Here is a 25,461-nt window from a genome sequence, read left to right as displayed (position 1 = left end):
CGACAAGATCCTCTTCCGATACCCTGGATCCTTAGCGCGCCTGTCGATAACGAGAGCTACCGAATGAACGCCAGCACCGACAAGATCCTGTTCCTGCTCGAGATGCCATAGATCCCCCAGAGCGCGCCTGTGATAACGAGAGCCACCAAATGAACACCAGCACCGGCAAGATCCTGTTCCTGCTCGAGATGCCATAGATCCCCCAGAGCACGCCTGTCGATAACGAGAGCCACCGAATGAACGCCAGTACTGGTAAGATCCTGTTCCTGCTCGAGATGCCATAGATCCCCCAGAGCACGCCTGTCGATAACGAGAGCCACCGAATGAACGCCAGCACCGATAAAATCCTGTTCCTGCTCAAGACCCATGGCCCCCAGAGCGCCGCCGCGCTCGGCGAGCAGTTGCAGATGACCTCCATGGGCGCCCGCCAGCACCTGATCGCGCTGGAGGCCGAAGGCTGGATTGGATTCAATGACGAGGCCCGTGGTCGTGGTCGCCCGGTGCGGCTCTGGCACCTGACCGAGCAGGCCTGGCAGCGCTTCCCCGACAGCCACAGCGAGCTGACCCTGCAGCTTATCGACAACATCCAGCAGCTGTTTGGCGAGGTCGGCATGGAGCGCCTGATCCAGCAGCGGGAGCAGCAACAGCTGGGCCGCTATCAGGCACAGCTGATCCAGCCGGCGCTGGCCGATCGGCTGGCGGGCTTGAAGGAGCTGCGCACCCGGGAAGGCTATATGGCGGACATGCGCCAGGAGGAGGATGGCAGCTGGTTATGGTGGGAGAGTCATTGCCCCATCTGCGCCGCGGCGCAGGCCTGCCGGGGATTCTGCCGCAGCGAGCTGGCGCTGTTTCGCCAGTTGCTGGCGCCGGCCAGGGTGGAGCGGGAACAGTATCTGCTGGACGGCGATCGGCGCTGTCTCTATCGCATCACCCCGGGGTCCTGAGGGGCCGGACGCCAACAACAGCATCGCATCACCCCGGGATCCTGAGGGGCCGAACGCCGACAACAACATCGCATCACTCCGTCGTCCTGAGGGGCTGAACGCCAGAAACAACAAAGCAGGCGCCGGGATGCCTGCTTTGTTGCCTTCGGGGAGGGGGTGCTCTCATTCCAGCCCGTCGCTTCCCGATAAGGTCGGACGGCTGATGGGGCGGGTGACCCGGTAAGGTCCTTCACCACAGAGACCTGGTTGGGTATCTGTCTTGCCACCGGAAGATGCAACCATCATATCCCTCACGTCCCGGTGAGTGGTTGCGAAGTAGCAGGTATTTTCAGTTGTTTTTGCAATAGTTCACCCTTAATCTAGAAAAAGTGAATTATTAATTGCAACGAGGAACGGAGAATGCTGAAACTTGATCGTATAGACAGGCACATTCTGGAGTTGATGCAGGAGAATGGCCGCATCAGCAACCTGGAGCTGGCCGAGCTGGTCGGCCTCTCCCCCTCCCCCTGCTCGCGCCGGGTCAAAGCGCTGGAGGATGCCGGTCTCATCGATACCCATGTCACCCTGCTCAACGCCCGCCAGCTGGGGCTCACGCTCACCGCCTACATCCACATCTCCATGGACAGGCACACCCCGGAGCGGTTCGAGAACTTCGATACCGCCATCAGGGAGCTGCCCGAGGTGCTGGAGTGCGACCTCATCACCGGCAATGACGCCGACTACCAGCTCAAGGTGGTGGTGCGGGACATGGAGCACTACCAGCACTTCCTGCTGGACAAGCTGACCCACATCCCGGGTGTGACCGGCGTGCGCTCCAGCTTCGTGCTGCGCCGCATCAAGCACAAGACGGCGCTGCCGCTCAATCATCTGGGTTAACCGCCAGCCGCTGCGCTCAGGCACGGCAGCGTCAGCATGCAAAGAGGAGGCCTGGGCCTCCTCTTTTCTATTCATCGACTGTCATGCTCTGACCGGGATCAGACGGCGACCTGGCTGATATCCTGCACTTGCAGCAGCCAGCCGGCCTGCTCCTGCTGGGGCTCGCCGCTCAATCGCAGCCGCTCACCGGCGGGGACCCATTGCCCCTCAGGCAGGGAAACCAGCAGGCTCTCGCTGCCGTTGTCGAACAACCAGCGATCCTCTCCCAACGACTCTATCAGATAACCTTCCATCTCCACTCTGGACTCGGCTTGCCAGGATGGCGCAACGGAATCACGGCTCTCGATGAAATCCCCCTGAACACCAAAACTGGCCAGCCCCCACAGAATGGAGAGCCCGACGATGGATGACTGCATCTTGCTTCTCCTCTCTTTGAAACTGTGAGGCCAGTATGGGAAGAGAACAATGAGCGCACCATGAACAAGGTGGCAAAGTGCAGGCGGGATCGCGAAAAAAACCGGCCAAGGGGCCGGTTCTGTCATTTTATGGCGCCTAGGTCACACTATTTGGCGGCTTTCTCTGCCATTCGCTCGGCTCTTGGCTTATTCATCCACATGGCCACGCCGCGATGATCCGCACAGATCCCCTCATCTGTGATGGCCCGGACCCGGACGCCGTCCTTGCAGATGGCCTGCCAGGCGTCGGCATCATCGATCTCCAGGGAGGAAGGCGGGTGAGCACCGTTGGTACAGGCGCTCAGCAACAACACGAGCAGAGGAAGCAAGGGTTTCATCATAGGGCTCCTGGGCATGGGGATTCAGCGTCCCAGCTGCGCCGCGAGACGATCGCAGAGCTGCTTGAGCTGGGCCAGCTCAGCATCGTCCAGATCCAGTTGGTTACGCAAGTTGTCTGCCAGGCAGCAGGCGCTGACCTCCTGTTGCAGCTGGCGCCCCGCCTCGGTCAGGCAGATGCATTTTTGCCGCTCATCCTCGAGGGAGACGGCCCGGGTCAGCCAGCCCTTGCTCTCCAGGCGCTTGACGATGGGGGTCAGGGTGCCCGCATCCAGCCCGGTCTCCTGGCCTATCTCCTTGAGGCTGACATCATCCCGTCGCCAGAGCGACAGCATCACCAGATACTGGGTGTAGGTGAGATCCAGTCTGTCCAGCAGCGGCCGGTAGGCACGCATCACCGCATTGGAGGCGCTGTAGAGGGCAAAACAGACCTGCTTTTTCAATTCACTCATGAGGCACCTCGTTGGCAAGTGGGCCCAGTATACCCCAGGACCCTGGGGGGCCGAATAATTTGCACGCAAAACAGTTGTCAACGCGCGCATTCGGGACTAGTCTGGTTTTAATTTGCACACAAAGCAAGTCGGCGAGCCCGATCTGCAAACGCCCTGTCGTACCCGGGCCATCGCCCAGGCGGGCAGTGTGACCCACTGTCGCCGAGCGGCACCCCACTGGAGGAAATACCATGAGTCAGCTCAGTCATCAGATCCAACTGCTTCGTCGCCCTAGCGGCCTGCCCACCCCCGCCGACTTCGCCCTGAGAGAGGTCCCGCTGCCCGAGTTGCAGGAGGCTGAGGTGCTGGTCGCCAACCAGTGGCTGTCGGTGGACCCTTACATGCGCGGCCGCATGAGCGAGGCCAAGAGCTATGTGCCCCCCTTCCCGCTCAACGGCCCCCTCGACGGCGGCGCCATCGGCACCGTGCTGGCCTCGCGCCACCCCGACTTCGCCGCAGGGGACAGGGTCAGCAGCATGCAGGGCTGGCGGGATAGCTTCGTCGCCAATGCCGCGCAGCTCACCCGCCTGCCCAAGACCGACTTGCCGGCCCAGCTCTTCCTCGGCGCCCTCGGCATGCCGGGCATGACCGCCTGGGCTGGGCTGCACAAGATAGCCAATTTGCAGGCGGGTGAGACCCTGCTGGTCTCGGCCGCCTCCGGCGCGGTCGGCACCATGGCGGTGCAGCTCGCCAAGCGAGCCGGGGCACGCGTGATAGGCTCGACCGGCTCGGCCGACAAGGTCGCCTACCTCGAGACCCTGGGCGCCGATGCCGTGATCAACTACCGGGCGACGCCGGATCTCGATGCCGAGCTGGCCAGGCTCGCCCCGGAAGGGATCCACGTCTACTTCGAGAACGTGGGCGGCGCCATGCTGGAGGCGGCCCTCAACCACATGGCCCTGCACGGGCGCATAGTGCTGTGCGGCCTCATCGATCAGTACAACAGCGAGGGGGGTGCGAGCGGGCCGCGCAATCTCTCCCAAATAATCCGCAAGCGCATCCTGATGCAGGGGCTGCTGGTCTCCGATCACTGGCAGCACTATGGTGACTTCCTGGCCGAGGCCATCCCCGCCTTCGAGGCGGGCACCCTGCAGGCCGAGGAGACCGTCAGCGAGGGGCTGGCCAGCATGCCCCAGGCCTTCATCGGGCTGTTCGAGGGACGCAACACCGGCAAGATGCTGGTCAGGCTCTAAGCCCGCCATCGGCCGAGAGCACCGTATGGTAGCGGCCGGCGTCCCTTGCCCCTGCCGAAGGTGCCACTGTGGCAAGCAGTTGAGCAGACTGGATTAATGCCCCCGCCCCGACTCGTGGACGACTTGCACAACGGGCCCATCCGACCTAAGGTGGGCCCGTTTTTATGGTGAAATCTCGTCTCAGCAAGGAGCCTCTCGCATGTCTTCCACTCCCTATCCCCGCGTCGGTGTCGGCGTTATCTTGACCAATGCCAAGGGCCAGGTGCTGCTCGGCAAGCGCAAGGGCAGCCATGCCCCCTACTGGTCCATCGCCGGCGGTCATCTGGAGCTGGGGGAGAGCTTCGAGTCGGCCGCGATACGGGAGGTGGCCGAAGAAACGGGCTTCGTCATCACCAGCCCCAGCGTCATCGCCGTCACCAACAACCTGGATACTTGGCGGGAGAGCGGGCTGCACTACGTCTCGGTCACCCTGCTGGCCGAGGTGGAAGGCGAGCCGCAACTGCTGGAGCCGGAAAAATGCGAGGGCTGGCGCTGGTGCGATCCCCGCGAGCTGCCCGAGCCCCACTTCGATGCCAGCCGCCAGTCGATAGCCTGCTGGCTGGCCGGGCGCTGCTATCTGCCACAGCCAGGCCAGCCTGCAGAGTGACCATCGCCTGCTGGCTGGCCAGGCGCTGCTATCTGCCACAACCAGGCCAGCCGGCAGAGTGACCATCGCCTGCTGGCTGGCCGGGCACTGCTATCTGCCACAGCCAAGCCAGCCGGCAGAGTGACCATCGCCTGCTGGCTGGCCGGACACGGCTACCTGCCTGCAGCACACCCCGATTTGTCATAAAAAAGTCACCGCTTTGTCATATCATCCCCCGGTGTCGATGATGACGAACAGGGAGTGACGAGGTGGGGCAGGTATTCATTCAATTTCTGTGGTTGGGTTGTATCAGCTTCGGCGGGCCCGCCGCTCACATCGGCTATTTCCAGCGCACCTTAGTCACGCGGCTTGGCTGGCTCAGCCAGGCCGAGTTTGCCCAACTGCTGGCGCTGTGCCAGCTGTTGCCGGGCCCGGCCTCCAGCCAGCTCGGCTTCGCCATCGGCCGCCAGCGGGCGGGACTGGGCGGCGCCCTGGCGGCCTTCGTCGGCTTTACCCTGCCCTCCTTCCTACTGTCGCTGGCGGCGGCCATCGGCCTCGGCCAGCTGAGCAACAACCTCTGGCTGGATGCCGCCCTGCACGGCCTCAAGCTGCTGGCGCTGGTGGTGGTGGCCGATGCGGTGCTCACCATGAGCCGCCAGTTCTGCAAGAGCCCATTGCAGCAGGGCATCATGGTGGCCACCGCCGCCGCGCTCTGGTGGCAGCCCGGCCTGCTGACCCAATCAGCCATGCTGATCGGGGCCGCCCTGCTCTGCGCCCGGCAGGCAGCACCGGCCAGCTCCCACCCCGTATCCGCCCATCCGCCCCACTGGCCGACCCTGATCCTGTTCGGCCTGCTGTTTGTCGGCCTGCCCTGGCTGGCTCAGAGCCCGGCCAGCCAGCTGGTTGCCGACTTCTATCGGGCGGGCAGCCTGGTGTTCGGCGGCGGCCACGTGGTGTTGCCGCTGTTGCAGGAGAGCGTTGGCCACAGCCTCAGCCAGCCGCAGTTCCTGACCGGCTACAGCCTGGCCCAGCTGGTGCCGGGCCCCATGTTCAGCCTGGCCAGCTACCTCGGCGCCTTGCTGCTGCCGGGCGCGCCGCTCCTGGGCGCCCTGCTGGCGACCCTGGCGCTGTTCCTGCCGGGCTTTCTGCTGCTGTGGGCCATGGGGCCCTGCTGGCAAAGCTGGCTGGCCCGACCCCGCCTGGCAGGGGCGGTGACGGGGATCAACGCCGCCGTGGTGGGGCTGCTGCTGGCCGCCCTCTATCAGCCGGTGTGGCAAGGCGCCGTGCAGGCCCCGACCGATATGGCGCTGGCCGCCATCGGTCTCTATCTGTTGCGGATCCTGCGGCTGCCGGTCCTGGCCCTCGCCGGGCTGCTGGTCGGCGCAGCCCTGCTGCAGATCTGACCCGTTGGCCTGCGCAGCCATAGCGCCAGCCCCATAAAATAACGGCGCCTCTTCGCAAAGAGGCGCCGTTATTGTTTCGCATCCTGATGGCTTACTCGGGGTCGGGCTCGAAATCCAGGCTCAGGCTGTTGATGCAGTAGCGCTGGCCGGTCTCGGTCGGTCCGTCGGGGAAGACGTGGCCGAGGTGGGAGCCGCACTGGCTGCAGGTGATCTCCACCCGTTTCATGCCGTGGCTGCCGTCCTCGGTGTAGGTCACTGTGCCCTCGATGGCCTTGTCGAACGAGGGCCAGCCACAGCCCGAGTCAAACTTCGCATCCGAGTGGAACAGCACGCTCTTGCAGCAGACGCAGAGGTAGTCACCGCTCTTGCGGTTATGGAGCAGGGCGCCGCTGTAGGGGCGCTCTGTGCCCTTCTCCCAGCAGACATGAAACTGCTCGGCGCTCAGTCGATTGCGCCATTGCTCGGGATTGTTGCCGCTCATACTGACTCCTTGCCATTTATCACGGCGCCCAGCATACCCACTCGGACGCCCCGACTCTACCCCGCCAGCGGGAACTGTGATCCCGTTGGCAACAAGACGGCAACATCCGGCACGGCCACTACCCCTTCCTTGGCCAGGGTCGCCGCCGACAGGGCGACCCGCTCCAGCAACTTGAGGGAGTGGGCGCGCCCCACCGTCACCTGCCGCTTGATGTCGTCGGGCAGGAAGGGCAGGCCATCGTTGGTGGCTGTGTCTATGGTCTGGATCCACTCCAGCCCCTCCCCGGGCGGTGGCAGCCGGAACTGGATGTCGTAGTCGCTGGCGTTGAACAGCACATACCAGCGCTCCCCCTCGCAGTCGATCATGCCGATGTCCATGGCGAATGCCTGGCCCATGGGGGAGTGCCAGTCCTGATCCGTCAGCTGATGACCATCGGGATGGTACCAGTTGACCCTATGACAGCTGGTGGCAGTGCCATTCCAGCTGTCGTCGCTCAGTTGCAGGTTGGAGAAGACCCCGGACTCGGCCCGCAGCGCCATCATCTGCTGGGTGAAGGCGAGCAGCCGCTCATCCTCCGGCCGCCACTGCCAGTTGACCCAGCTTATCTGGTTGTCCTGGCAGTAGGCGTTGTTGTTGCCAAGCTGGCTGCGACCCATCTCGTCCCCGGCCAGGAAGTGCGGGGTGCCCTGGGAGAGCAGCAGGGTGGCGATGAGGTTGCGCTTCTGCTGCTGGCGCAGGTTGTTGATCCTGGGATCCAGCGTCGGCCCCTCGACGCCGTGGTTGGAGGAGAGGTTGTTGCCGTGACCGTCTCTGTTGTCCTCGCCATTGGCTTGGTTGTGGCGCTGGTTGTAGGAGACCAGATCCTCCAGGGTGAAGCCGTCGTGATAGCAGAGGTAGTTGACGCTGGTATGGGGGGCGCGCCAGTTCTTCGGGAACAGATCCCGCGATCCCACCAGCCGGGTGGCCAGATCACCCATCTTGCCCGCATCCCCGCGCCAGAAGGCGCGCACCGTGTCGCGATAGCGATCGTTGATCTCCAGCCACTGGCTCGGGAACTGGCCAAGCCGGTAGCCGAAGGGGCCTATGTCCCAGGGCTCGGCAATCAGCTTGACCCGTGCCAGCACGGGATCCGCCATCATGGCCTTGAAGAAGGCGCTCATGGGATCGAACTCCCCCGCCTCCCGCGCCAGGGTGACCGCCAGATCGAAGCGGAAGCCGTCCACCTGCATCTCGGTGACCCAGTAGCGCAGGGCATCCAGCACCAGCCGCAGGCTGTTGGGATGATCCAGGTTGACGCTGTTGCCACAGCCGGTCACGTTGGCGTGACGGTGGTAGTCGGGGCCATGGGCGCCTGCCTCGAAGGCGTAATAGCCCGCGTTGTCGAAGCCCTTGAGCGACAGCACCGGGCCATCGAAGCCGGATTCGGCGGTGTGGTTGTAGACCACGTCCAGTATCACCTCGAGCCCGGCCCGGTGCAGCTCGCGCACCATGGTCTTGAACTCGGTCACCGCCTCCCCCGTTCCATAGCGCGGCTCGGGGGCGAAGAAGGCGATGGGGTTGTAGCCCCAGTAGTTGGTGAGCCCCAGCTGCTCCAGCCTCGGCTCGGACATGAAGGCGGCCACCGGCATCAGCTGCACCGAGGTGATGCCGAGGGAGCTGAGGTGCTCGATCATCAGCGGATGACTGATGCCGAGGTAGCTGCCGCGCAGCGCCGCCGGCACGCCCGGGTGCTGGCGGGTGAAGCCCTTGACGTGGGTCTCGTAGATGACGACGCGCTCCGGCGGGATGCCGGGCTTGCCGACCCCCTGCCAGTCGAAGTCGTCAGCCACCACCACCGACTTGGCCACCATGGCCGCGCTGTCCCCCTGATAGAGCTTGTCATCCCAGTGGGTCGCCCGGCTGAGCGCCTTGGCGTAGGGGTCGATCAGCAGCTTCTCGGGATCGAACAGCATGCCCTCCTGGGGCGTGCCATGGACCCGGTAGCCGTAGCGCTGGCCGGCCTTGACGCCGCGCACATAGCCGAATCGGTATTGACCGCGCCGGCCGGGCAAGGCCAGCCGGGCGAGCTCCTGCTCCTGCTCGTCGAACAGGCAGAGTTCCACCTTGTCCGATTGGGGCGCCCAGACGCAGAAGTGACAACCTGTCTCGTCGAGCAGGGCCCCCAACGGGTGGTCCTGCCCTTTTTCCATTGCAAACATCAGGACTCCTGTTTGATGAACAAGGTCGCGAGCGGCGGCAGATCCAGCACTATGCTCTGCGCCATCCCCTGCCAGGGGGTCGGCTCGGCGACGAAGGTCAGACCCACATCATAGTTACTGCCCCAGTAATGCTCGCTGTCGGTATTGAGCACCACCCGATAGTGGCCCGCCGCCGGCACCCCGAGCCGATAGGCGAGGCGCGGCACCGGCGTGAAGTTGCAGGCCACCATGATGGGATTAGCGCCCTGCTTGTCGGCCCGCAGCCAGGCGAAGACGCTGTTGTCCGCATCGTTGTGATCCAGCCAGCGGAAGCCACGCTGTTCATAATCGCCCTGATACAAGGCAACTTCATGACGATAGAGCCGGTTGAGATCGCGGATCAGCCGCTGCTGACCGCCGTGCTTGGGATACTGCAGCAGGTGCCAGGGCAGCTGGGCGTCGTGATTCCACTCGTTGCTCTGGGCGATCTCGGTGCCCATGAAGTTGAGCTTCTTGCCGGGATGACCATACATGAAGCCCATGTAGGCGCGCAGGTTGGCGGCCTGCTGCCACTCGTCCCCCGGCATCTTGTAGAGCAGGGAGTGCTTGCCGTGCACCACCTCGTCATGGGACAGCGGCAGGATGAAGTTCTCGTCATAGTGATACACCATGGAGAAGGTCATGTCGTTGTGGTGATAGCGGCGGTACACCGGCTCCTTCTGCATGTAGCTCAGGGTGTCGTGCATCCAGCCCATATTCCACTTGAAGCCAAACCCCAGCCCGCCGAGGAAGGTGGGGCGAGAGACACCGGCGAAGGCGGTGGACTCCTCGGCGATGGTCATGGTGTGGGGATACTTGCCGTACACCTCTTCGTTGGTCCACTTCAGCAGGCTGATCGCCTCGTAGTTGTGGTTGCCACCGTCGACGTTCGGCACCCACTCGCCGGCATTGCGGGAGTAGTCCAGGTAGAGCATGGAGGCGACAGCATCCACCCGCAGGCCGTCGATGTGGAACTTGTCGAGCCAGAACAGGGCGCTCGCTACCAGGAACTGGCGCACGTTGTTGCGGCCAAAATCGTAGATGTAGGAGTTCCAGTCCGGGTGCCAGCCACGGCGCGGATCCTCGTACTCGTAGAGCGGCGTGCCGTCGAAACGGGCAAGGCCGTGGGCATCCGACGGGAAGTGGGCCGGCACCCAGTCCAGGATCACACCGATGCCGGCCTGGTGGCACTGGTCGACGAAATACTTGAAGTCATCGGCGCTGCCGTAGCGACTGGTGGGCGAGAACATGCCCACCGGCTGGTAGCCCCAGGAGCCGCTGAAGGGGTGCTCGGAGACCGGCATCAACTCGATATGGGTATACCCCATCTCGGTGACGTAGTGGACCAGCTCCACCGCCAGCTCGCGCCAGCTCAGGCTGTCGCCGTTGGGATGGCGCTTCCAGGAGCCCACGTGCAGCTCATAGATGGAGAGCGGCTGCTCCCGCTTGTCGGTGCGCTGGCTCTCGCGCCAGGCGGCATCCTGCCAGCCGTACTGCTCGTGGTCATAGATGACGGAGGCGAAGGACGGATACTGCTCGCAGTAGAAGCCAACCGGATCGCTCTTGTGGGGCAGCCGATGGCCGGCCGGATCCTTGAGCTCAAACTTGTAGCGATCCCCCGCCTTGAGGCCGGGTACAAACAGCACCCAGTGACCACACTGGCTGCGCTGCATCGGGTGGCGGCGACCGTCCCAGAAGTTGAAGTCGCCGATCAGGCTCACCGCAGTGGCGCTCGGCGCATAGACGGCGAAGCGCACCCCTTCCACCCGCTGACCGAGGTGCTCCACGGTGCGCAGTTGGGCGCCCAGGGTGTGATAGAGGTTTTCCGGCTGGAACGTCAGCTCCGCCAGTCCCTCCCAGGCGGCAGCCTGAAACTGATAGGGGTCGACACACTCGGTGCTGGCATCGGGGTAGCTGGCGATCAGCTGATAAGGGAAGGGGTTCTTGCGACGGGTGAAAACAGTTTCAAAAAGGCCCGCTTCATCGGCGGCAGTCAGGGTGGCAACCAGCTTGCCGGACTTGAGATCCTGGACGCGGACCTCGAGGGCATCGGGCAACCAGGCGGTCAGTTTCAGGCCTGGTCCATCCGGGTTAGCCAGCAGGCCTAGATGGGAGAAGGGATCGGCACAGCGGGCGGCAACCAAACGTTCAACGGGCATCGACATTTCCTTTCATGGCTGAACACCCACTCCGGCCGAAGCCGGAGTGGGTGAGAGTGAGTCACAGGTTGGCGACAGTGGCTCAACGACTGGCCTCATCACGGGCCTGGCTCATCTTGCCTGCCAGCACCTTGAGTGCCTCATCGGCAAAAATATCTTCCAGATCCTTAGAGAGCTTGCGACGCCAGTTCGGGTACTCATAACTGGTGCCCGGCACGTTGACCGGCTTGTCCATCTCCAGCCAGTCTTCCAGCTGGGTGCTGAACAGGGCGCAGCTGCCACGAGACATGTGCAGCTGCAGGCCATGGTTGAGCTCGGTGTTCATGCCGACCCAGTTCACATCATGGCTGATGTTGCCAGAGATGACGCCATGGGCATGCAGGCTGTCGAGGATCCGCTGCTTGGCCTGATGACGATCAGCATACAGTGTCTTCAGAACGTCTTCATCCGGATACAATCCCAGCTCGCGACCCAACGCCAGATCGTCGCAATGCCAGAACCCCTTCAGGGTCGGCATGTCGTGGGTGGTCAGCGCCGACATCGCCTGCTCGGTGTAGTGCGCCGGCGAGATGAAGCCACCGTCGGCCTTGGAGCGTTCGAAGAAGAACACCTTGTAGGAGTGCACGCCGTTCTCTTTGAGGGTGACGTCTATGCCTTCCGGCACTGTGCCGAGATCTTCCCCGATCAGCAGACACTGATTGCGGTGGGATTCGAGCGCCAGGATCCCCAACAGATCGTCGACCGGATAATAAATGTAGGCCCCCTTGGCGGCGGACTCTCCGGGCGGTACCCACCACAGACGCAGCAAGGCCATCACGTGGTCGATGCGCAGCGCCCCGCAGGAACGCATGTTGGCACGGAACAGGTCCACCATCGGCTGATAAGCCGCCTCAAACAGCTGGCTCGGGTTCATCGGGGGCAGGCCCCAGTTCTGACCGAGCGGGCCCAGGATGTCGGGTGGCGCGCCGACCGAGGCCTTGGGGCAGTAGAGATCCCGGTTGGCCCAGATCTCGGTGGATCCTTCGGAGACACCCACCGCCAGATCCCGGTAGATCCCCATCACCATGCCGGCCGCCTTGGCGCGGGCATCCGCCTGCGCCAGCTGTTCGTCCGCCAGGAACTGCAGGTAGAGATAGAAGTTCACATCCTGGCTGTGATCGGCCATCCAGGCCGCCACCTCGGGGTTGTGATAATCGCGGAAGGCATCGGGCCACACCGGCCAGCCCCAGGCGTTTTCGCCCTTGGCATAGAAGTGCGCCTGCAGTGCATCGAACGCCGCCTGCTGTTGCAGGCTGTCGCCGCCGGCGGCCACGAAACGCTCAAACTCGGCCTGGCGTACGGCACCCAGGCTGGCCTGGTCGAACACCTGGCGCAGGATGCCGAGCTTGGTCTCGATGACACCGGTGTAGTCCACGCTCTCCTTGGCCCGCAGGGCGGCAAGGTGCTGCTGGAACGCCGGATTGGCGACTTCCGCCTTGAGGCTGTCGTTGGCCAGAAACTCGGGCACCGCCTCCACGTCGATATAGGCCAGATTCAGCCAGCGACGGGAGGAGGGACTGTAGGGGCTGGCGCTCTCCGGATTGGCCGGATAGAGCGCATGGATGGGGTTCAGGCCGACGAAGTGGGCCCCCCAGGCGGCAGCCTTCTCAACCAGCTGGCCGAGATCGCTGAAGTCCCCCATGCCCCAGTTGTGGCGGCTGCGCAGGCAATAGAGCTGCACGCTCGGGCCCCACACCTTGCGGCCATTGGCGATGGGAGCCTGCTTGTAACAGGATTTGGGCGCGACTATGAGGCGCATGCTGGCCAGCGGCTCGTCATTGCCCTCTTCCAGCAGGGTCAGCTGGTGATAGCCCAGCTCGGGCTGCACCGCCAACGCCACGCGATAGGCCTGGCACTCCATCTCTTCAAATTCGGCGACGCCGACCAGTTCACCCTCGATCGGCGTGATCTGGCCCGTCAGGAGCGCGCCCTGCTCCAGGCTGAGTTGCCAGTGAAGGGCGTCGTTGACGAACTCGATGGGCAGACGGACTTCAAGGCTGATGGGTTCGCCGCTGCGCACCACCATCACGGGATCCAGTGGACGCAACCAGTGCTGGCGATACTCTTGCTCAAGCTGTTCGCTCAGGGCGGGCTCGTCATCGACGCGGTAACCCATGGCGCCGAGCATGGCGGCCTTGCTCTCTTCGGATACCAGAGCCGGCTGGCCCCAGGCATCAACATACTCGCTGGCAATACCTTTGGCGGCAGCCAGCTGTTCAATCAGGGTGGTCATAGTTTGAGAATTCCCGCTGTGGATTCTATCTATATGATTAATTTTTATGGGTGGTACTTGAACAGTGGCTCTTTGGCCATGCTAAACCGCGCACATTTTTACATATCTCCCTGGCTGGATGTGTGACCAGACAGGCACTATTGTTGATCTCTGTGACGCGAACCAGCCGATGACACTTTCGACAAAAGTTGGTAGTCAGTTACATAAACCGAAAATAAATTTCACAGTTTTTCATGATATAGCGCAATTTCGCGCAGATTGTTGGTTGACTCACGGGTGAGTTCTAGTAAATTTACAAACGGAATTTTCTTTGACTACTGAACAGTTAGGTAACCAATTATGACTATCAAAGTAGGTATTAACGGTTTTGGCCGCATCGGCCGTTTCGTCTTCCGTCTGGCCGCTGAGCGCAACGACATCGAAGTGGTTGGTATCAACGACCTGATCGACGTTGACTACATGGCTTACATGCTGAAGTACGACTCCACTCACGGCCGCTTCAATGGCACCGTTGAAGTCAAAGACGGCAACCTGGTTGTCAACGGCAAAACCGTACGTGTTACCGCTGAACGTGACCCGGCAAACCTGAAGTGGGATGCCATCGGTGTTGACGTTGTTGCCGAAGCCACCGGTCTGTTCCTGGACGACGCGACTGCTCGTAAGCACATCGCTGCCGGTGCCAAGAAAGTCGTACTGACTGGTCCGTCCAAAGACGCTACCCCGATGTTCGTCATGGGTGTTAACGACTCTACCTACGCTGGCCAGGACATCGTTTCCAACGCTTCCTGCACCACCAACTGCCTGGCCCCGATCGCCAAGGTTCTGAACGATACCTTCGGTATCGAATCCGGCCTGATGACCACCGTCCACGCTACCACTGCTACCCAGAAGACCGTTGATGGTCCGTCTGCCAAAGACTGGCGCGGTGGCCGCGGTGCGGCTCAGAACATCATCCCGTCCTCTACCGGTGCTGCCAAGGCTGTTGGCGTCGTTATCCCGGAACTGAACGGCAAACTGACCGGTATGGCTTTCCGCGTACCGACTCCGGACGTGTCTGTTGTTGACCTGACCGTCAACCTGAAGAAAGCCGCTACTTACGCTGAAATCTGCGCAGCCATGAAAGCAGCCTCCGAAGGCTCCATGAAGGGCGTGCTGGGCTACACCGAAGATCAAGTGGTTTCCACTGACTTCCTGGGTGAGCGTCAGACTTCCGTGTTCGATGCCAAAGCTGGTATCGCACTGAACGACAAGTTCGTTAAAGTTGTATCCTGGTACGACAACGAAATGGGCTACTCCAGCAAGGTTCTGGACCTGATCGCTCACATCTCCAAGTAATTTGGGATGCGCAATCAAGTAGCTTGAAAAAAGGCGGCCATTGGCCGCCTTTTTGTATTCTGGATCCGCCGACCTCTTCCTTGAATGTGCGCTAGCACAGGAGTCTTCATGCAACCGACACGCACTCTGACCGCCCACTGCAGCCTCAGCCACGAGACGGGCCAACCCTTGCTCTCTATCGACAATGGTTACGCCAAGGCCGAGATCAGCCTGTTTGGCGCCCATGTGCTGAGCTATCAGCGCCACGGCGAGCCCGCCTCCCTTTGGCTCAGCGACAAGGCCGTGCTGGATGGCAGCAAGCCCATCCGCGGCGGCATTCCGCTCTGCTGGCCCTGGTTCGGCCCCGCCCCCGCGCGCGTTGGCAGCGGCAAACCTGCCCATGGCTTCGCCCGCACCAGCCTGTGGACGCTGGATGGCGTCTCCGACCACGAGGAGGGCACTCTGGTGCACCTCTCCCTGACCGACAGCGATGCCAGCCGCACCCTCTGGCCCCACCCCTTCGAGCTGGATCTGGATGTGCTGGTCGGCAAGGAGCTCTCCCTGGTGCTGACCACCCGCAACACCGGGCAGGAACCCCTCGTCTACAGCGGAGCCCTGCATACCTATCTGCAGATAAGCGCGCCAGAGACCGTCAGCGTGACCGGTCTGGGCGAACCCTACCTGGACAAGGTGGTCGGCGGCCAGCACGCGCAGCAACAGGGTTCCCTGACGCTCTCAGGCGCCCTGGATCGCATCTATCTGGACGCAGAGACCACAGTTGTCGTCCAGGATGGGGATCATCGCATCGGGGTGACCAGCGGCAATCACGACAGCGTGGTGGTGTGGACCCCCTGGCTGGAAGGAGCCACCGCCATGGCCGACATGAGCGATGACGGCTATCGCACCATGCTCTGTGTCGAGACCGCCATCACCGATGAGGTCGGTGTCACGGTCGCCGCTGGCGAGGAACACAGCCTCTCCACCGTGATCATCTGATCCCAAGGAACCGCGGCGCGTCATGTGCCCCTGCTGCGAGCGACAGCAATAACAAGAGAGGGCACCCATTGGGTGCCCTCTCTACATGCGATGCCTTAATGGATCAGGCATTGCCCTGGGTCTTGAGCCTGAGCTCGGCGGCAAAGTTCAGCATCCGATCGAGCGGGATCAACGCCTTCAGCCGCAGCGCTTCATCGACCAGGATCTCGTGGCGTTCGGCACCATCGGTCAGGGCCTCCTTGATCGCCACCAGGCCATTCATCGCCATCCAGGGGCAGTGGGCACAGCTGCGGCAGGTGGCACCATCGCCCCCGGTCGGTGCCTCGACCATCTCCTTGTCCGGACAGGCCTGCTGCATCTTGTAGAAGATGCCGCGATCGGTGGCCACGATCAGCTTCTGCTGGGGCAGCTCCCTCGCCGCCTTGATCAGCTGGCTGGTGGAGCCCACCGCATCGGCCAGCTCGATGACCGAGGCCGGTGACTCCGGATGGACCAGCACGGCCGCGTCCGGGTTCTGGGCCTTAAGCTCGCGCAGGGCCTTGGCCTTGAACTCATCGTGCACTATGCAGTGACCCTGCCAGCGCAGCATCTCGGCCCCGGTCTGCTTCTCGATGTAGGCCCCGAGGTGTCTGTCCGGGCCCCAGATGATCTTGTGACCCTGGCTGTCGAGATGCTCAACGATCTCCAGCGCAATGCTGGAGGTCACCACCCAGTCGGCGCGCGCCTTGACCGCCGCCGAGGTGTTGGCATAGACCACCACTATGTGGTCGGGGTGGGCATCGCAGAAGGCGGAGAATTGGTCGATGGGGCAACCCAGATCGAGGGAACACTCCGCCTCCAGGGCCGGCATCAGCACCCGCTTGTTAGGACTCAGGATCTTGGAGGTTTCCCCCATGAAACGCACCCCCGCCACGATCAGGGTCTGGGCCGCGTGATCCCGGCCGAAGCGCGCCATCTCGAGGGAGTCACCGACGAAGCCACCCGTGGCCTCGGCCAGCGCCTGGATCTCGGGGTCCGTGTAATAGTGGGCTATCAGTACCGCCTGACGCGATTCGAGCAGGGCCTTGATCTCGGTGATCAGGGCCGCTTTCTGTTCGCTGGTCAGCGGAGCCGGCTTGGCCGGAAAGGGGTAGTCCATCTCGATAGCCGGAGGGACACTGCTCAGTGCATTGCTCATTGCGACTGTTCCATCAACGCTTGGAAAGGCAAAAATTATAACCAGAAGCCGAGCGCAAGCCCACCAACAAATCTGGCGAGATACAAGTGCCTAAATAGGTTCGTGAATTTCTCGGCCGCGCCGGTGGCCGGCAGGCGCTGGATGCAAAAAAGCCCGCTATGCAGCGGGCTCTTGGCGTTCTATCACAAGCGGTCGGCTCGAAATATGGTGGTCGTTACTGGGCTCGAACCAGTGACCCCCTCCTTGTAAGGGAGGTGCTCTCCCAGCTGAGCTAAACGACCTGGGATATGGCTAAATGATGGTGGGTCGTGCTGGATTCGAACCAGCGACCAATTGATTAAAAGTCAACTGCTCTACCGACTGAGCTAACGACCCATCTATATCATTTTTTACAAACTTGGTGGTCGTTACTGGGCTCGAACCAGTGACCCCCTCCTTGTAAGGGAGGTGCTCTCCCAGCTGAGCTAAACGACCTGGGATATGGCTAAATGATGGTGGGTCGTGCTGGATTCGAACCAGCGACCAATTGATTAAAAGTCAACTGCTCTACCGACTGAGCTAACGACCCATCTATATCATTTTTACAAACTGGTGGTCGTTACTGGGCTCGAACCAGTGACCCCCTCCTTGTAAGGGAGGTGCTCTCCCAGCTGAGCTAAACGACCTGGGATTCTGTGTTGCCACATTGGTGGGTCGTGCTGGGTTCGAACCAGCGACCAATTGATTAAGAGTCAACTGCTCTACCAACTGAGCTAACGACCCCCACCTTCACCTGACACTGCTCACCTTCGGCAAACAGCTCTAACGCTTTACTCACAAAACTGGTGGTCGTTACTGGGCTCGAACCAGTGACCCCCTCCTTGTAAGGGAGGTGCTCTCCCAGCTGAGCTAAACGACCTGGGAATTCTGTCTTCACCCTGAGTGAAGAAATGGTGGGTCGTGCTGGATTCGAACCAGCGACCAATTGATTAAAAGTCAACTGCTCTACCGACTGAGCTAACGACCCTCACCACGACCAGGTCCGACTGCATTACTGCACCGGCTCTGACGGCGGCCTATAATACGGATTTATCATCCTGGCGCAATAGAAAATTCTTAAATTAAATCTGTTTGTTCACTGCGCATACAACGCGGCGTCGTATTTACAAGACTGTTACGAAAACAGTGACCTACAGCAATACTACAACTTGCTCAGGCTCTGCTTGGCCAGCTGGGCCGGTGAGGTGTTGGGGTAACCCTTGATCACCTGTTCATAGAAGGTCTTGGCTTCCGCTTTCTTGCCATCGAGCTGTGCCAGCATGCCGAGTTTCAGCAGAGCATCGGCCCGCTTTGGCGACTTGCTGTACTTGTTCGCCACCGTGGAGAACTGGGCCGCGGCGCCACTCCTGTCACCCTTGTTGAACATCAGCTGACCGAGCCAGTAATGGGCATTGGGCACGTAGCTGGAGCTCGGGTACTGCTTGATGAACCCTTCGAAGGCGGGAATGGCCTTGTCGTAGTTCTTCTCCTTGAGCACCATGTTCACGGCAGCATCGTAGGCCTGGTTCTCGTCCTGATTGGTCGAGTAATTGGCCGCAGCTGCGGGGGCCGGGGCGGCCGCAGCGGAGGCTGCAGACGCAGCGGCAGGCTGGCTGTTGGCCACCTTGTCGAGCTCCTGATACAGCTGGCGCTGACGCTCTTGCGACTGCTCCATCTGATAGGTTTGCTGCTCCAGCTGACCACGCAGTTCGGAGACTTCCCCTTGCAGCGAGTCGACTTGCTGCTGCAGCTCGGCCTGCAGACGCAGACGGGCATTGAGGGTGCGCTCCAGCAAGGCAACTCGGTCTTCCAGGCTGCCCGTGGGCACGATGGCGCCGTTGTTGCCGCTGAGGACCACACCGCCGCTATCGCCACTGAGGTCGCTCACCGGCGCGGCCGCCTGAGCGTTCAGTGCAAATAAAACGGCCATCGAAATGGCCGCTTGCTTAAACACGAATTTCATTCGGATCAAACCTTAGTAAACCAGAACCGCACGGCGGTTTTTGGCAAAGGCATCCTCGGTATGAGACATGTCCAGCGGCTTCTCTTCGCCATAGCTGACGATGGAGAGCTGCTCAGCCTGCACACCCAGGGTTTGCAGATACTTGGCAACGGCCTTGGCACGACGCTCGCCCAGTGCGATGTTGTATTCCGGAGTACCGCGCTCATCGGCGTGGCCTTCGATCAACACCTTGACGGACGGACGCTCACGCAGGTAGCTGGCGTGGGCATCCAGCAGGTCGGCATACTGACCTTGAATGTCGTAACCATCGTACGGGAAGTAGATCACGTTGTCGCGCTGCAGAGCTTCGAACTTCTGACGCATCTGCTCTTCCGGGGACAACATGCCGTTGGCGCCACCGGTTTGTACACCGCCCATGCCGTCGGTCATGCCAGACTCGGCACCAGCGGCGTCGGAGTCGGAAGAAGAACTACAGGCAGCCAGGGTGAACAGTGGCAGTGCGATGGCCAGACCCTTGAGCAGTTTATTGAGTTGCATGCTATTTCCTTAAACCTTTATAACAAAACAAAAAACAATCGATTTTTTTTATCAATTCAAGAAGGGCGACCAAGCTGGTGCACGAATTTCACCGCTACTGGTCGGGAGCACTGCCTTGAAACGACCGTCGGTCGATACCAAAGCCAGGCTCTTGCGACCCTGATAGATGGTGGCATAGATAATCATGCTGCCATTGGGAGCCACACTTGGCGACTCATCCAGAGCACTCTGAGTCAGTACCAACATGGCTCCGCTTTCCATATCTTGACGAGCGATGCGATATTGTCCCTGAACCCGGGTCACCATCACCATGGACTTGCCGTCCGGCGTGATGGATGCCCCCTGGTTGGAATCCCCTTCCCAGGTCATCCGGCGAGTGACGCCAGTCGCCAAATTTACGCTATAAATCTGGGGTTTGCCACCACGTTCAGAGGTGAACATCAAAGTTTGGCCATCCGGCAACCAGGAGGGTTCGGTATCTATGGTGCGGTTATTTGTGACTCGAGTGAGTTGCTTGCTTGCCACATCAATGACATAGAGATCAGGCTGCCCATCTTTGGACAAAACAATAGCCAATCGACGACCATCTGGTGACCATTCCGGCGCGCCATTGATACCGCGGAAGCTGCTGATCAGGCTACGCTGCTGGGTATAGATGTCCTGCACGTAGATCTCGGATTTCTGGTTCTCGAAGCTGACATAGGCCAGCTTGCTGCCATCCGGCGACCAGGCCGGCGACATCAGCGGCTCGCGGGAGCGCAGCAGGGTCTTCTCGTTGTAGCCGTCGTAGTCGGAGATCCGCAGCTGATACGGGAACTGGGTCCCTTGCTGGACGGAGACATAGGCCAGACGCGTCAGGAAGGCACCACGCTCGCCGGTCAGACGCTCATAGACGATGTCGGAGATGCGGTGGGCAAACTGGCGCATCTGGGCACCCGGGATAGTCGCCATGCGGCTATCGAGGATGTAGCCGTTGGCTTCCCCGCCCTGGGTCTTGGCCAGCTGGCCCTTCAGCACGTCAACCAGCTCGAAGTTGATCTTGTAGGTGCCATCGCCCACGGCCGAGACGGTACCGACCACCACGGCCTCGACACCCTGGGAGGCCCAGGGGGCGAAGTTGATCTCGCCACTGCTGCTCGGGGTCTGCGGCATCTGACCACGGGCCAGCGGCTTGAACTTGCCGCTGCGCATCAGATCGTTGGAGACCACCTCGGCGATGTCCTGCGGCAGCTGGCCATTGCCTTCCCATTTGAAGGGCGCAATCGCGATGGGGCGTGCGCTGTCAATCCCGCCGGTGATGACGATGTCCAAGGCCGCCTGAGCGCTCTGGCCCAGCAGAAGGCAGCCAACCAAAGCAAAAAATACTTTTCTTATCATGGCTTTAGTACTCTATTCCAATAAAAATGAGAGGTAAGTTCCTTTATCAGCAAGATGCTGCCAACCACGTTCAATGCCCCCGCGCTAGTCCGCTTAGATGCTCGGCTCCAGCTTGAGGTTAAACTCCTTCAACATCTCGAATGCCGCCGGATCCTTCGGCACCGGTAGCTGATTGGCCTTCAACACCGCCGCCTTGCCGGAGCGACAGACCGCCGGGTCACCCTGGCCGCTATCCACCGAAATGACGAAGCCGCTGCTGGCCAATTTGACACCGATAGTACAGGTTTTGCCCCGCATGGTGGGATCCAAAATCATGTAGCGCTCGACCGTGGCCTTGATGAGAGCGGCATATTTGTCGACCTCACCCTTGGCTGCCGCCGAGGCGGCCTGACTGCGGGAATTGGCCTCAGCCTCCAGCTGCTGCTGCATCATGGCTTCCATCTCTTTCTGCAGCTTGGCCTCTTCGGCGGCCTTGCGCTTGCGCTCCGCCTCTACCTTGGCCTTCTTGTCGGCCTCCGCCTTCGCCTTCTTCTCTGCGTCAGCTTTTGCCTTCTTGGCGGCTTCGTCCGCAGCCTTTTTATCGGCCTCGGCCTTGGCCTTTTTCTCGGCTTCCGCCTTGGTTTTCTTCTCCGCCTCGGCCTTGGCTTTCTTGTCAGCCTCCGCCTTCTTGGCCGCATCCGCCTTGGCTTTTTCCTTCACCTTCTCGTCGGCCTGCTGCTTCTCCAGCTCTTCTTTCTTCTTCTTCAGCGCCAGTGCCTTGGCCAATTCCTCTTGCTCGCGCTTGGCCTCGGCCTGCTTGGTCTTCTGGGCGTCCAGCTTACGGGTTTCCTCGGCTTTCTGTGCCTGCTCCTCCGCCTGCTTCTGCTCGGCTACCTTCTTCTGCTTCTCGGTCTCCGCCTTGCGGGTCGCCTCCTCGGCTTCCTTACGCTTGGTCTCGGCGATGCGCAGTCGCTCCTGCTCTTGCGCCAGCTCACGCTTGACCTGTTCGGCGTCTTCCTTGTCCTTCTCTTTCTGCTGCTGCGCAGCCTTGGGTTGCGCCTTCTTCTGCTGCTGGATCTGCTGCGCCTGTTGCTCCAGGAACTCGCTGTCCAGCATCACCGCATTGACGATCTGGCCCTTCGACTCGGGTCGCTTCGGCTTGCTGAAGTCGACACCAACCAACAGGATGATGCCGATGATCAGATGCAGCAGCACCGACGCGATGAGATAACCGGAAATACCACGCTTCACATCCATCTCCGTCAGTTCACCGGATCCGTCATCAGGCCAACCTGAGGCACACCGGCTTTCTTGAGCGCGACCATCAACAGGATCACCTCTTCGTAGCGTACGGACTTGTCACCCGCCACCACCACGGGGGCATTCTGGTTGATGGCCAGATAGCCCATGGCCTTCTCGGTGATGTATTGCTGCATCGCCTCCGGGGTACCGCTCGGTACCGGCTCGTCATCCGCCTCGCCGGCCTTGATGACGTACTCCCCCTCGGTGTTCACGCTGACGATGAAGGGGGGCTTGGCATCTTCTGGCAACTGCTCGGATTCCGCCTGGGGCAGATCAACCTTGACCCCCTGGGTGATCACGGGCGTCACCGCCATGAAGATGATAAGCAGCACCAGCATGACGTCGATATAGGGCACCACGTTGATCTCGCACACCTTCTTGCGCCGGATCCGCTGATAGGTTTGCATTTACTTCTCACCCTGCTGTTGAGCAATCTGGCGGTTCAAAATGGTAGTGAACTCGTCCATGAAGTTGGCGTAAGCGTTCTCCAGCTTCTCTACCTTGTTGGTGAACCTGTTGTAGAAGATGACCGCAGGGATGGCCGCGAACAGGCCCATGGCGGTGGCGATCAGCGCCTCCGCGATACCCGGAGCCACCATCTGCAGGGTGGCTTGCTGCACCTGACCCAGGGCGATAAAGGCGTTCATGATGCCCCATACGGTACCAAACAGACCTATGTAAGGGCTGATGGAGCCGACGGTCGCCAGCACCGGCAGGTTGGATTCCAGCTCGTCCACCGCGCGGGACAGAGAGACCCGCATGGCACGATAGGTACCGTCCATCACCGCATCCTGGCCACGGGCACCGGCCTTGAGCAGGCGGGCATACTCCTTGAAGCCGGAGTAGAAGATGTCTTCCATGCCTTCGATGTCATCGCGGCGGGAAGAGGACTCCTGGTAGAGACGGTTGAGGTCGACCCCGGACCAGAATCTGTCCTCAAACTGCTCCGATGCGAGATTGGCCGCCTTGATGACCTTGGAGCGTTGGAAGATCAGCGCCCAGGAGACGACCGACATACCCATCAGGGTCATCATGACCAGTTTTACCAACAGGCTGGCTTGCCAAAACAGGCCAATAAACGAAATTTCAGCGTGCACTTAACAGCACTCCCTTCACATTTTCAGGTATTGCAACAGGTTTCATATGCAGATGACTGACACAGGCTATCTGTACCATGGCCTGGGTGATCAGTCGTCCATCAGCCGCCAGGATCCGTTGTGAAAAGCGCATGGAGGCGCGTTTCACTTCAGTCACTTGCGTCAATACGGTCAGTAGTTCATTGAAGCGGGCCGCAGAGCGGAAATCGATCTCGGTGCGACTCACCACGAAGGCAAGCCCCTCTTGCAGCAGGACATCCTGTTCGATGCCGCCGGCGCGCAGGAACTCGGTACGAGCCCGTTCCATAAACTTGAGATAGTTGGCGTTGTAGACGATGCCTCCGGCGTCGGTGTCTTCGTAGTAGACACGTACCGGAAACTCAGAGACTTCCCCCATAAAAATCTGTGATCCATTCGACAGTCAGATGGGGGGCTATCATAGCGCAGGGCTGAATAGGAAAGAAGCAGGGGGAGACAGGGAAATCCCACCTCCTCCCGTTTTTTATGGCAGGCAATAGCTCATGGTCAACCGGAGCCCACGCAACGGGCTGGCAGGGCAAACCAGGGAGCAAAACAGCAGCCAACCGATGACGTCGGTAAGCAGGGGGAGACAGAGGGAGACAGAGGGAGACAGAGGGAGACAGAGGGAGACAGAGCAATTCTCGCCTCCCCCCGTTTGTTATGGCAGGAAATAACCGCTGGTCAACCAGAGTCCGTACAACAGACTTGGCAGGGCGAGCCAGGGGCAAAACAACAGACGACCGACCAGGCTGCGGGGGTGGAACCCCAGCCCGTGCATCACCCCGCAACAGACCGCCCACATCAGCCAGGGCGCGAGCCAGAGGCCGTGCTCGCTGGTGTTCGCGGCGATCAGGTTGGGGGCCTGCAAGATGGCGACGGCCAACAGGGTCGCCGCCACCAGCATCACTCCTTGCCAGGGTTGGCGCTCCAGCGGAGCGGCCAACCGGGCTAGGCGATCACTTGTTTTCATCTATCTGACGATCCAGGTTCTCGGTGTGTTCCAGCCAGAGCGCATTGATGATCCCAAACGCGCAAGCCAGCAACAGACCCAGTATCCAGGTGAAATACCACATATCAGGGCACCTTCTTAGTAGAGCGATTGTTGGTTGTCTTCGATGTGCTTGTTACTCACCCGGCCAAACATCTTGATGTAGGTCCAGATGGTATAGGCCAGCACGGTCGGGACAAAGATGGCCGCGACGACCGTCATCACCTTGAGGGTGTTGAAGGAGGCGGTGGCATCCCACATGGTCAGGCTCTGGGATGGCTCCAGGCTGGAAGGCATGATGAACGGGAACATGGAGAAGCCCGCCGTCAAGATGATGCCCGCGATGGCCAGGGAAGAGCACAGGAACGCCAGCCAGCCTTTACCCAGCTTGGCCGCGGCGGCGGTCAGCAGGCTCATCACCAGGCCCAGCACGGGAGCAGCAATCATCCAGGGGTAGAGGTTGTAGTTCTGCATCCAGGCACCGGCCTGCACCACCACTTCCTTGTGCAGGGGGTTGGTGACGGCATCGGTCGCCATGTTGCTGACCACCACATAGCCATCCATGCCACTGACCCAGACACCGGCCAGCGCGAAGGTGACCAGGGTCAACAGCGAGAACACAGTGGCGGCGGTGCGGGAACGGGCCAGCACCTCACCCTCGGTTTTCATCATCAGCCAGGCGGCGCCCTGGGTCACGATCATGAACAGGCTGACCAGGCCGGTCAGCAGACCGAACGGGTTGAGCAGGCCGAAGAAGTTGCCGTGGTAGGTCAGCATCAGGAACTGGTTGAAGCTGAACGGCACACCCTGCAGCAGGTTGCCGAAGGCCACCCCGAAGATGATCGGCGGCACGGCGCTACCGATGAACAGTGCCCAGTCCCAGTTGTTGCGCCACTTGGCGCCTTCCTGCAGGGAGCGGTACTTGAAGCCGACCGGACGGAAGAACAGCGCCATCAGGGTCAGGATCATGGCGATGTAGAAGCCGGAGAAGGCCGCCGCATAGACCATGGGCCAGGCGGCGAACAGTGCCCCGCCCGCCGTGACCAGCCAGACCTGGTTACCTTCCCAGTGCGGGCCCATGGTGTTGAGCATCACCCGACGCTCAACATCCTTCTTGCCGACGAAGGGGAGCAGAGCGCCCACCCCCATGTCAAAACCGTCGGTGACGGCGAACCCGATCAGCAGGACACCGACCAGCACCCACCAGATCAAGCGCAATAATTCGTAATCAAACATGAGAT

At 61.2% G+C, this 25,461-nt stretch carries 25 protein-coding genes and 8 tRNA genes; 7 read left to right on the top strand and 26 right to left on the bottom strand.

Going from position 1 to position 25,461, the window contains the following annotated elements; translation table 11 throughout:
- Window positions 1-323: 323 nt before the first annotated feature.
- Window positions 324-944, top strand: coding sequence for a metalloregulator ArsR/SmtB family transcription factor (locus KW821_RS18180; RefSeq protein WP_042651287.1), 621 nt, complete (start codon window positions 324-326; stop codon window positions 942-944).
- 399 nt (window positions 945-1,343) lie between these two features.
- The gene (locus KW821_RS18175; protein ID WP_042651288.1) at window positions 1,344-1,820 is read left to right on the top strand and encodes an Lrp/AsnC family transcriptional regulator; all 477 of its coding nucleotides are present in this window, start codon (window positions 1,344-1,346) and stop codon (window positions 1,818-1,820) included.
- A gap of 98 nt (window positions 1,821-1,918) precedes the next feature.
- Here KW821_RS18175 and KW821_RS18170 read toward each other — a convergent pair whose 3' ends face one another.
- The 3 genes from KW821_RS18170 to KW821_RS18160 all read right to left on the bottom strand — a co-directional run bounded on the left by KW821_RS18170 (window position 1,919) and on the right by KW821_RS18160 (window position 3,063).
- The gene (locus tag KW821_RS18170) at window positions 1,919-2,236 is read right to left on the bottom strand and encodes a hypothetical protein (RefSeq protein WP_042651289.1); all 318 of its coding nucleotides are present in this window, start codon (window positions 2,234-2,236) and stop codon (window positions 1,919-1,921) included.
- Window positions 2,237-2,382: 146 nt separating this feature from the next.
- On the bottom strand, window positions 2,383-2,613 hold the full coding sequence (locus KW821_RS18165) for a hypothetical protein (protein ID WP_042651301.1): 231 nt from the start codon (window positions 2,611-2,613) through the stop codon (window positions 2,383-2,385).
- Window positions 2,614-2,637: 24 nt separating this feature from the next.
- Complete coding sequence (locus KW821_RS18160; RefSeq protein WP_042651290.1) at window positions 2,638-3,063, bottom strand: MarR family winged helix-turn-helix transcriptional regulator; 426 nt, start codon at window positions 3,061-3,063, stop codon at window positions 2,638-2,640.
- Window positions 3,064-3,293: 230 nt separating this feature from the next.
- Here KW821_RS18160 and KW821_RS18155 point away from each other — a divergent pair, with 230 nt between their 5' ends.
- From KW821_RS18155 to chrA, 3 genes are all read left to right on the top strand, one after another.
- Entirely contained in the window at window positions 3,294-4,295 is a 1,002-nt protein-coding gene (locus tag KW821_RS18155) for an NADP-dependent oxidoreductase (RefSeq protein WP_218292428.1), read from the top strand.
- A 199-nt stretch (window positions 4,296-4,494) separates the two neighbouring features.
- Window positions 4,495-4,941, top strand: coding sequence for an NUDIX hydrolase (locus KW821_RS18150; RefSeq protein ID WP_218292427.1), 447 nt, complete (start codon window positions 4,495-4,497; stop codon window positions 4,939-4,941).
- Window positions 4,942-5,189: 248 nt separating this feature from the next.
- Window positions 5,190-6,323, top strand: coding sequence for a chromate efflux transporter (gene chrA / locus KW821_RS18145; protein WP_218292426.1), 1,134 nt, complete (start codon window positions 5,190-5,192; stop codon window positions 6,321-6,323).
- Between the two features lie 91 nt (window positions 6,324-6,414).
- Here the strand turns inward: chrA and msrB are convergent, their stop codons facing one another.
- The 4 genes from msrB to malQ all read right to left on the bottom strand — a co-directional run bounded on the left by msrB (window position 6,415) and on the right by malQ (window position 13,451).
- Complete coding sequence (gene msrB / locus KW821_RS18140) at window positions 6,415-6,804, bottom strand: peptide-methionine (R)-S-oxide reductase MsrB (protein ID WP_042651294.1); 390 nt, start codon at window positions 6,802-6,804, stop codon at window positions 6,415-6,417.
- A gap of 56 nt (window positions 6,805-6,860) precedes the next feature.
- Window positions 6,861-9,002 carry a glycogen debranching protein GlgX gene (gene glgX, locus KW821_RS18135; protein WP_218292425.1) on the bottom strand — a complete coding sequence of 714 codons (2,142 nt, stop codon included), beginning with the start codon at window positions 9,000-9,002 and terminating at the stop codon, window positions 6,861-6,863.
- Window positions 9,002-11,179, bottom strand: coding sequence for a 1,4-alpha-glucan branching protein GlgB (glgB, locus tag KW821_RS18130; RefSeq protein ID WP_042651296.1), 2,178 nt, complete (start codon window positions 11,177-11,179; stop codon window positions 9,002-9,004). Before glgB ends, glgX begins: the two co-directional genes overlap by 1 nt.
- Before the next feature lie 82 nt (window positions 11,180-11,261).
- A complete protein-coding gene (malQ, locus tag KW821_RS18125) occupies window positions 11,262-13,451 on the bottom strand; it encodes a 4-alpha-glucanotransferase (RefSeq protein WP_218292424.1) in 2,190 nt (729 codons plus the stop codon).
- A gap of 339 nt (window positions 13,452-13,790) precedes the next feature.
- On the opposite strand from malQ, the gene gap reads away from it, so the two are divergent.
- Both gap and KW821_RS18115 read left to right on the top strand, forming a co-directional pair.
- Window positions 13,791-14,786, top strand: a complete 996-nt coding sequence (gene gap / locus KW821_RS18120; RefSeq protein ID WP_042651298.1) for a type I glyceraldehyde-3-phosphate dehydrogenase — start codon at window positions 13,791-13,793, stop codon at window positions 14,784-14,786.
- 108 nt (window positions 14,787-14,894) lie between these two features.
- On the top strand, window positions 14,895-15,761 hold the full coding sequence (locus KW821_RS18115; protein ID WP_218292423.1) for a D-hexose-6-phosphate mutarotase: 867 nt from the start codon (window positions 14,895-14,897) through the stop codon (window positions 15,759-15,761).
- A gap of 103 nt (window positions 15,762-15,864) precedes the next feature.
- Here KW821_RS18115 and nadA read toward each other — a convergent pair whose 3' ends face one another.
- The 19 genes from nadA to cydB all read right to left on the bottom strand — a co-directional run bounded on the left by nadA (window position 15,865) and on the right by cydB (window position 25,456).
- On the bottom strand, window positions 15,865-16,938 hold the full coding sequence (nadA, locus tag KW821_RS18110; RefSeq protein ID WP_218292422.1) for a quinolinate synthase NadA: 1,074 nt from the start codon (window positions 16,936-16,938) through the stop codon (window positions 15,865-15,867).
- A 205-nt stretch (window positions 16,939-17,143) separates the two neighbouring features.
- Window positions 17,144-17,219, bottom strand: a tRNA-Val gene (locus tag KW821_RS18105).
- Window positions 17,220-17,237: 18 nt separating this feature from the next.
- Window positions 17,238-17,313 (bottom strand) — tRNA-Lys (locus tag KW821_RS18100).
- A 23-nt stretch (window positions 17,314-17,336) separates the two neighbouring features.
- Window positions 17,337-17,412: transfer RNA gene (locus tag KW821_RS18095), tRNA-Val, on the bottom strand.
- A gap of 18 nt (window positions 17,413-17,430) precedes the next feature.
- A tRNA-Lys gene (locus KW821_RS18090) sits at window positions 17,431-17,506 on the bottom strand.
- 21 nt (window positions 17,507-17,527) lie between these two features.
- Window positions 17,528-17,603 (bottom strand) — tRNA-Val (locus tag KW821_RS18085).
- Window positions 17,604-17,624: 21 nt separating this feature from the next.
- Window positions 17,625-17,700 (bottom strand) — tRNA-Lys (locus tag KW821_RS18080).
- A gap of 60 nt (window positions 17,701-17,760) precedes the next feature.
- Window positions 17,761-17,836: transfer RNA gene (locus KW821_RS18075), tRNA-Val, on the bottom strand.
- A gap of 32 nt (window positions 17,837-17,868) precedes the next feature.
- Window positions 17,869-17,944: transfer RNA gene (locus KW821_RS18070), tRNA-Lys, on the bottom strand.
- 174 nt (window positions 17,945-18,118) lie between these two features.
- Entirely contained in the window at window positions 18,119-18,919 is an 801-nt protein-coding gene (gene ybgF / locus KW821_RS18065; RefSeq protein ID WP_042653375.1) for a tol-pal system protein YbgF, read from the bottom strand.
- Between the two features lie 12 nt (window positions 18,920-18,931).
- Complete coding sequence (gene pal / locus KW821_RS18060) at window positions 18,932-19,456, bottom strand: peptidoglycan-associated lipoprotein Pal (RefSeq protein ID WP_042013644.1); 525 nt, start codon at window positions 19,454-19,456, stop codon at window positions 18,932-18,934.
- Between the two features lie 51 nt (window positions 19,457-19,507).
- Entirely contained in the window at window positions 19,508-20,833 is a 1,326-nt protein-coding gene (gene tolB / locus KW821_RS18055) for a Tol-Pal system beta propeller repeat protein TolB (RefSeq protein WP_218292421.1), read from the bottom strand.
- A 93-nt stretch (window positions 20,834-20,926) separates the two neighbouring features.
- Window positions 20,927-22,069, bottom strand: coding sequence for a cell envelope integrity protein TolA (gene tolA, locus KW821_RS18050; RefSeq protein WP_042653373.1), 1,143 nt, complete (start codon window positions 22,067-22,069; stop codon window positions 20,927-20,929).
- Window positions 22,070-22,074: 5 nt separating this feature from the next.
- Complete coding sequence (tolR, locus tag KW821_RS18045; protein WP_218292420.1) at window positions 22,075-22,521, bottom strand: protein TolR; 447 nt, start codon at window positions 22,519-22,521, stop codon at window positions 22,075-22,077.
- On the bottom strand, window positions 22,522-23,199 hold the full coding sequence (tolQ, locus tag KW821_RS18040) for a protein TolQ (RefSeq protein WP_218292470.1): 678 nt from the start codon (window positions 23,197-23,199) through the stop codon (window positions 22,522-22,524). It lies immediately after the preceding gene.
- A 1-nt stretch (window position 23,200) separates the two neighbouring features.
- Window positions 23,201-23,608, bottom strand: a complete 408-nt coding sequence (gene ybgC, locus KW821_RS18035) for a tol-pal system-associated acyl-CoA thioesterase (protein WP_218292419.1) — start codon at window positions 23,606-23,608, stop codon at window positions 23,201-23,203.
- A 282-nt stretch (window positions 23,609-23,890) separates the two neighbouring features.
- A complete protein-coding gene (locus tag KW821_RS18030; RefSeq protein ID WP_218292469.1) occupies window positions 23,891-24,136 on the bottom strand; it encodes a cyd operon YbgE family protein in 246 nt (81 codons plus the stop codon).
- A gap of 52 nt (window positions 24,137-24,188) precedes the next feature.
- A complete protein-coding gene (gene cydX, locus KW821_RS18025; protein WP_033130708.1) occupies window positions 24,189-24,305 on the bottom strand; it encodes a cytochrome bd-I oxidase subunit CydX in 117 nt (38 codons plus the stop codon).
- Between the two features lie 14 nt (window positions 24,306-24,319).
- On the bottom strand, window positions 24,320-25,456 hold the full coding sequence (gene cydB / locus KW821_RS18020) for a cytochrome d ubiquinol oxidase subunit II (RefSeq protein WP_218292418.1): 1,137 nt from the start codon (window positions 25,454-25,456) through the stop codon (window positions 24,320-24,322).
- Window positions 25,457-25,461 lie beyond the last annotated feature (5 nt).

The sequence above is a fragment of the Aeromonas sp. sif2416 genome (assembly GCF_019218665.1).
GTDB lineage: Bacteria > Pseudomonadota > Gammaproteobacteria > Enterobacterales > Aeromonadaceae > Aeromonas > Aeromonas encheleia.
Note: the sequence above shows the minus strand (reverse complement) of the source record. Positions and strands in the feature narration are given on the sequence as shown.

Bases quoted from the DNA above. Each gene is read 5' to 3' on its own strand.
- tolA (WP_042653373.1), bottom strand. From the start codon at position 22,069: ATGGATGTGAAGCGTGGTATTTCCGGTTATCTCATCGCGTCGGTGCTG.
- KW821_RS18165 (WP_042651301.1), bottom strand. From the start codon at position 2,613: ATGAAACCCTTGCTTCCTCTGCTCGTGTTGTTGCTGAGCGCCTGTACC.
- KW821_RS18170 (WP_042651289.1), bottom strand. From the start codon at position 2,236: ATGCAGTCATCCATCGTCGGGCTCTCCATTCTGTGGGGGCTGGCCAGT.
- msrB (WP_042651294.1), bottom strand. From the start codon at position 6,804: ATGAGCGGCAACAATCCCGAGCAATGGCGCAATCGACTGAGCGCCGAG.
- malQ (WP_218292424.1), bottom strand. From the start codon at position 13,451: ATGACCACCCTGATTGAACAGCTGGCTGCCGCCAAAGGTATTGCCAGC.
- KW821_RS18180 (WP_042651287.1), top strand. From the start codon at position 324: ATGAACGCCAGCACCGATAAAATCCTGTTCCTGCTCAAGACCCATGGC.
- pal (WP_042013644.1), bottom strand. From the start codon at position 19,456: ATGCAACTCAATAAACTGCTCAAGGGTCTGGCCATCGCACTGCCACTG.
- cydB (WP_218292418.1), bottom strand. From the start codon at position 25,456: ATGTTTGATTACGAATTATTGCGCTTGATCTGGTGGGTGCTGGTCGGT.
- cydX (WP_033130708.1), bottom strand. From the start codon at position 24,305: ATGTGGTATTTCACCTGGATACTGGGTCTGTTGCTGGCTTGCGCGTTT.
- KW821_RS18115 (WP_218292423.1), top strand. From the start codon at position 14,895: ATGCAACCGACACGCACTCTGACCGCCCACTGCAGCCTCAGCCACGAG.
- KW821_RS18030 (WP_218292469.1), bottom strand. From the start codon at position 24,136: ATGCTGGTGGCGGCGACCCTGTTGGCCGTCGCCATCTTGCAGGCCCCC.
- tolR (WP_218292420.1), bottom strand. From the start codon at position 22,521: ATGCAAACCTATCAGCGGATCCGGCGCAAGAAGGTGTGCGAGATCAAC.
- ybgC (WP_218292419.1), bottom strand. From the start codon at position 23,608: ATGGGGGAAGTCTCTGAGTTTCCGGTACGTGTCTACTACGAAGACACC.
- KW821_RS18175 (WP_042651288.1), top strand. From the start codon at position 1,344: ATGCTGAAACTTGATCGTATAGACAGGCACATTCTGGAGTTGATGCAG.
- glgX (WP_218292425.1), bottom strand. From the start codon at position 9,002: ATGTTTGCAATGGAAAAAGGGCAGGACCACCCGTTGGGGGCCCTGCTC.
- tolB (WP_218292421.1), bottom strand. From the start codon at position 20,833: ATGATAAGAAAAGTATTTTTTGCTTTGGTTGGCTGCCTTCTGCTGGGC.
- glgB (WP_042651296.1), bottom strand. From the start codon at position 11,179: ATGCCCGTTGAACGTTTGGTTGCCGCCCGCTGTGCCGATCCCTTCTCC.
- gap (WP_042651298.1), top strand. From the start codon at position 13,791: ATGACTATCAAAGTAGGTATTAACGGTTTTGGCCGCATCGGCCGTTTC.
- ybgF (WP_042653375.1), bottom strand. From the start codon at position 18,919: ATGAAATTCGTGTTTAAGCAAGCGGCCATTTCGATGGCCGTTTTATTT.
- KW821_RS18160 (WP_042651290.1), bottom strand. From the start codon at position 3,063: ATGAGTGAATTGAAAAAGCAGGTCTGTTTTGCCCTCTACAGCGCCTCC.
- KW821_RS18155 (WP_218292428.1), top strand. From the start codon at position 3,294: ATGAGTCAGCTCAGTCATCAGATCCAACTGCTTCGTCGCCCTAGCGGC.
- KW821_RS18150 (WP_218292427.1), top strand. From the start codon at position 4,495: ATGTCTTCCACTCCCTATCCCCGCGTCGGTGTCGGCGTTATCTTGACC.
- nadA (WP_218292422.1), bottom strand. From the start codon at position 16,938: ATGAGCAATGCACTGAGCAGTGTCCCTCCGGCTATCGAGATGGACTAC.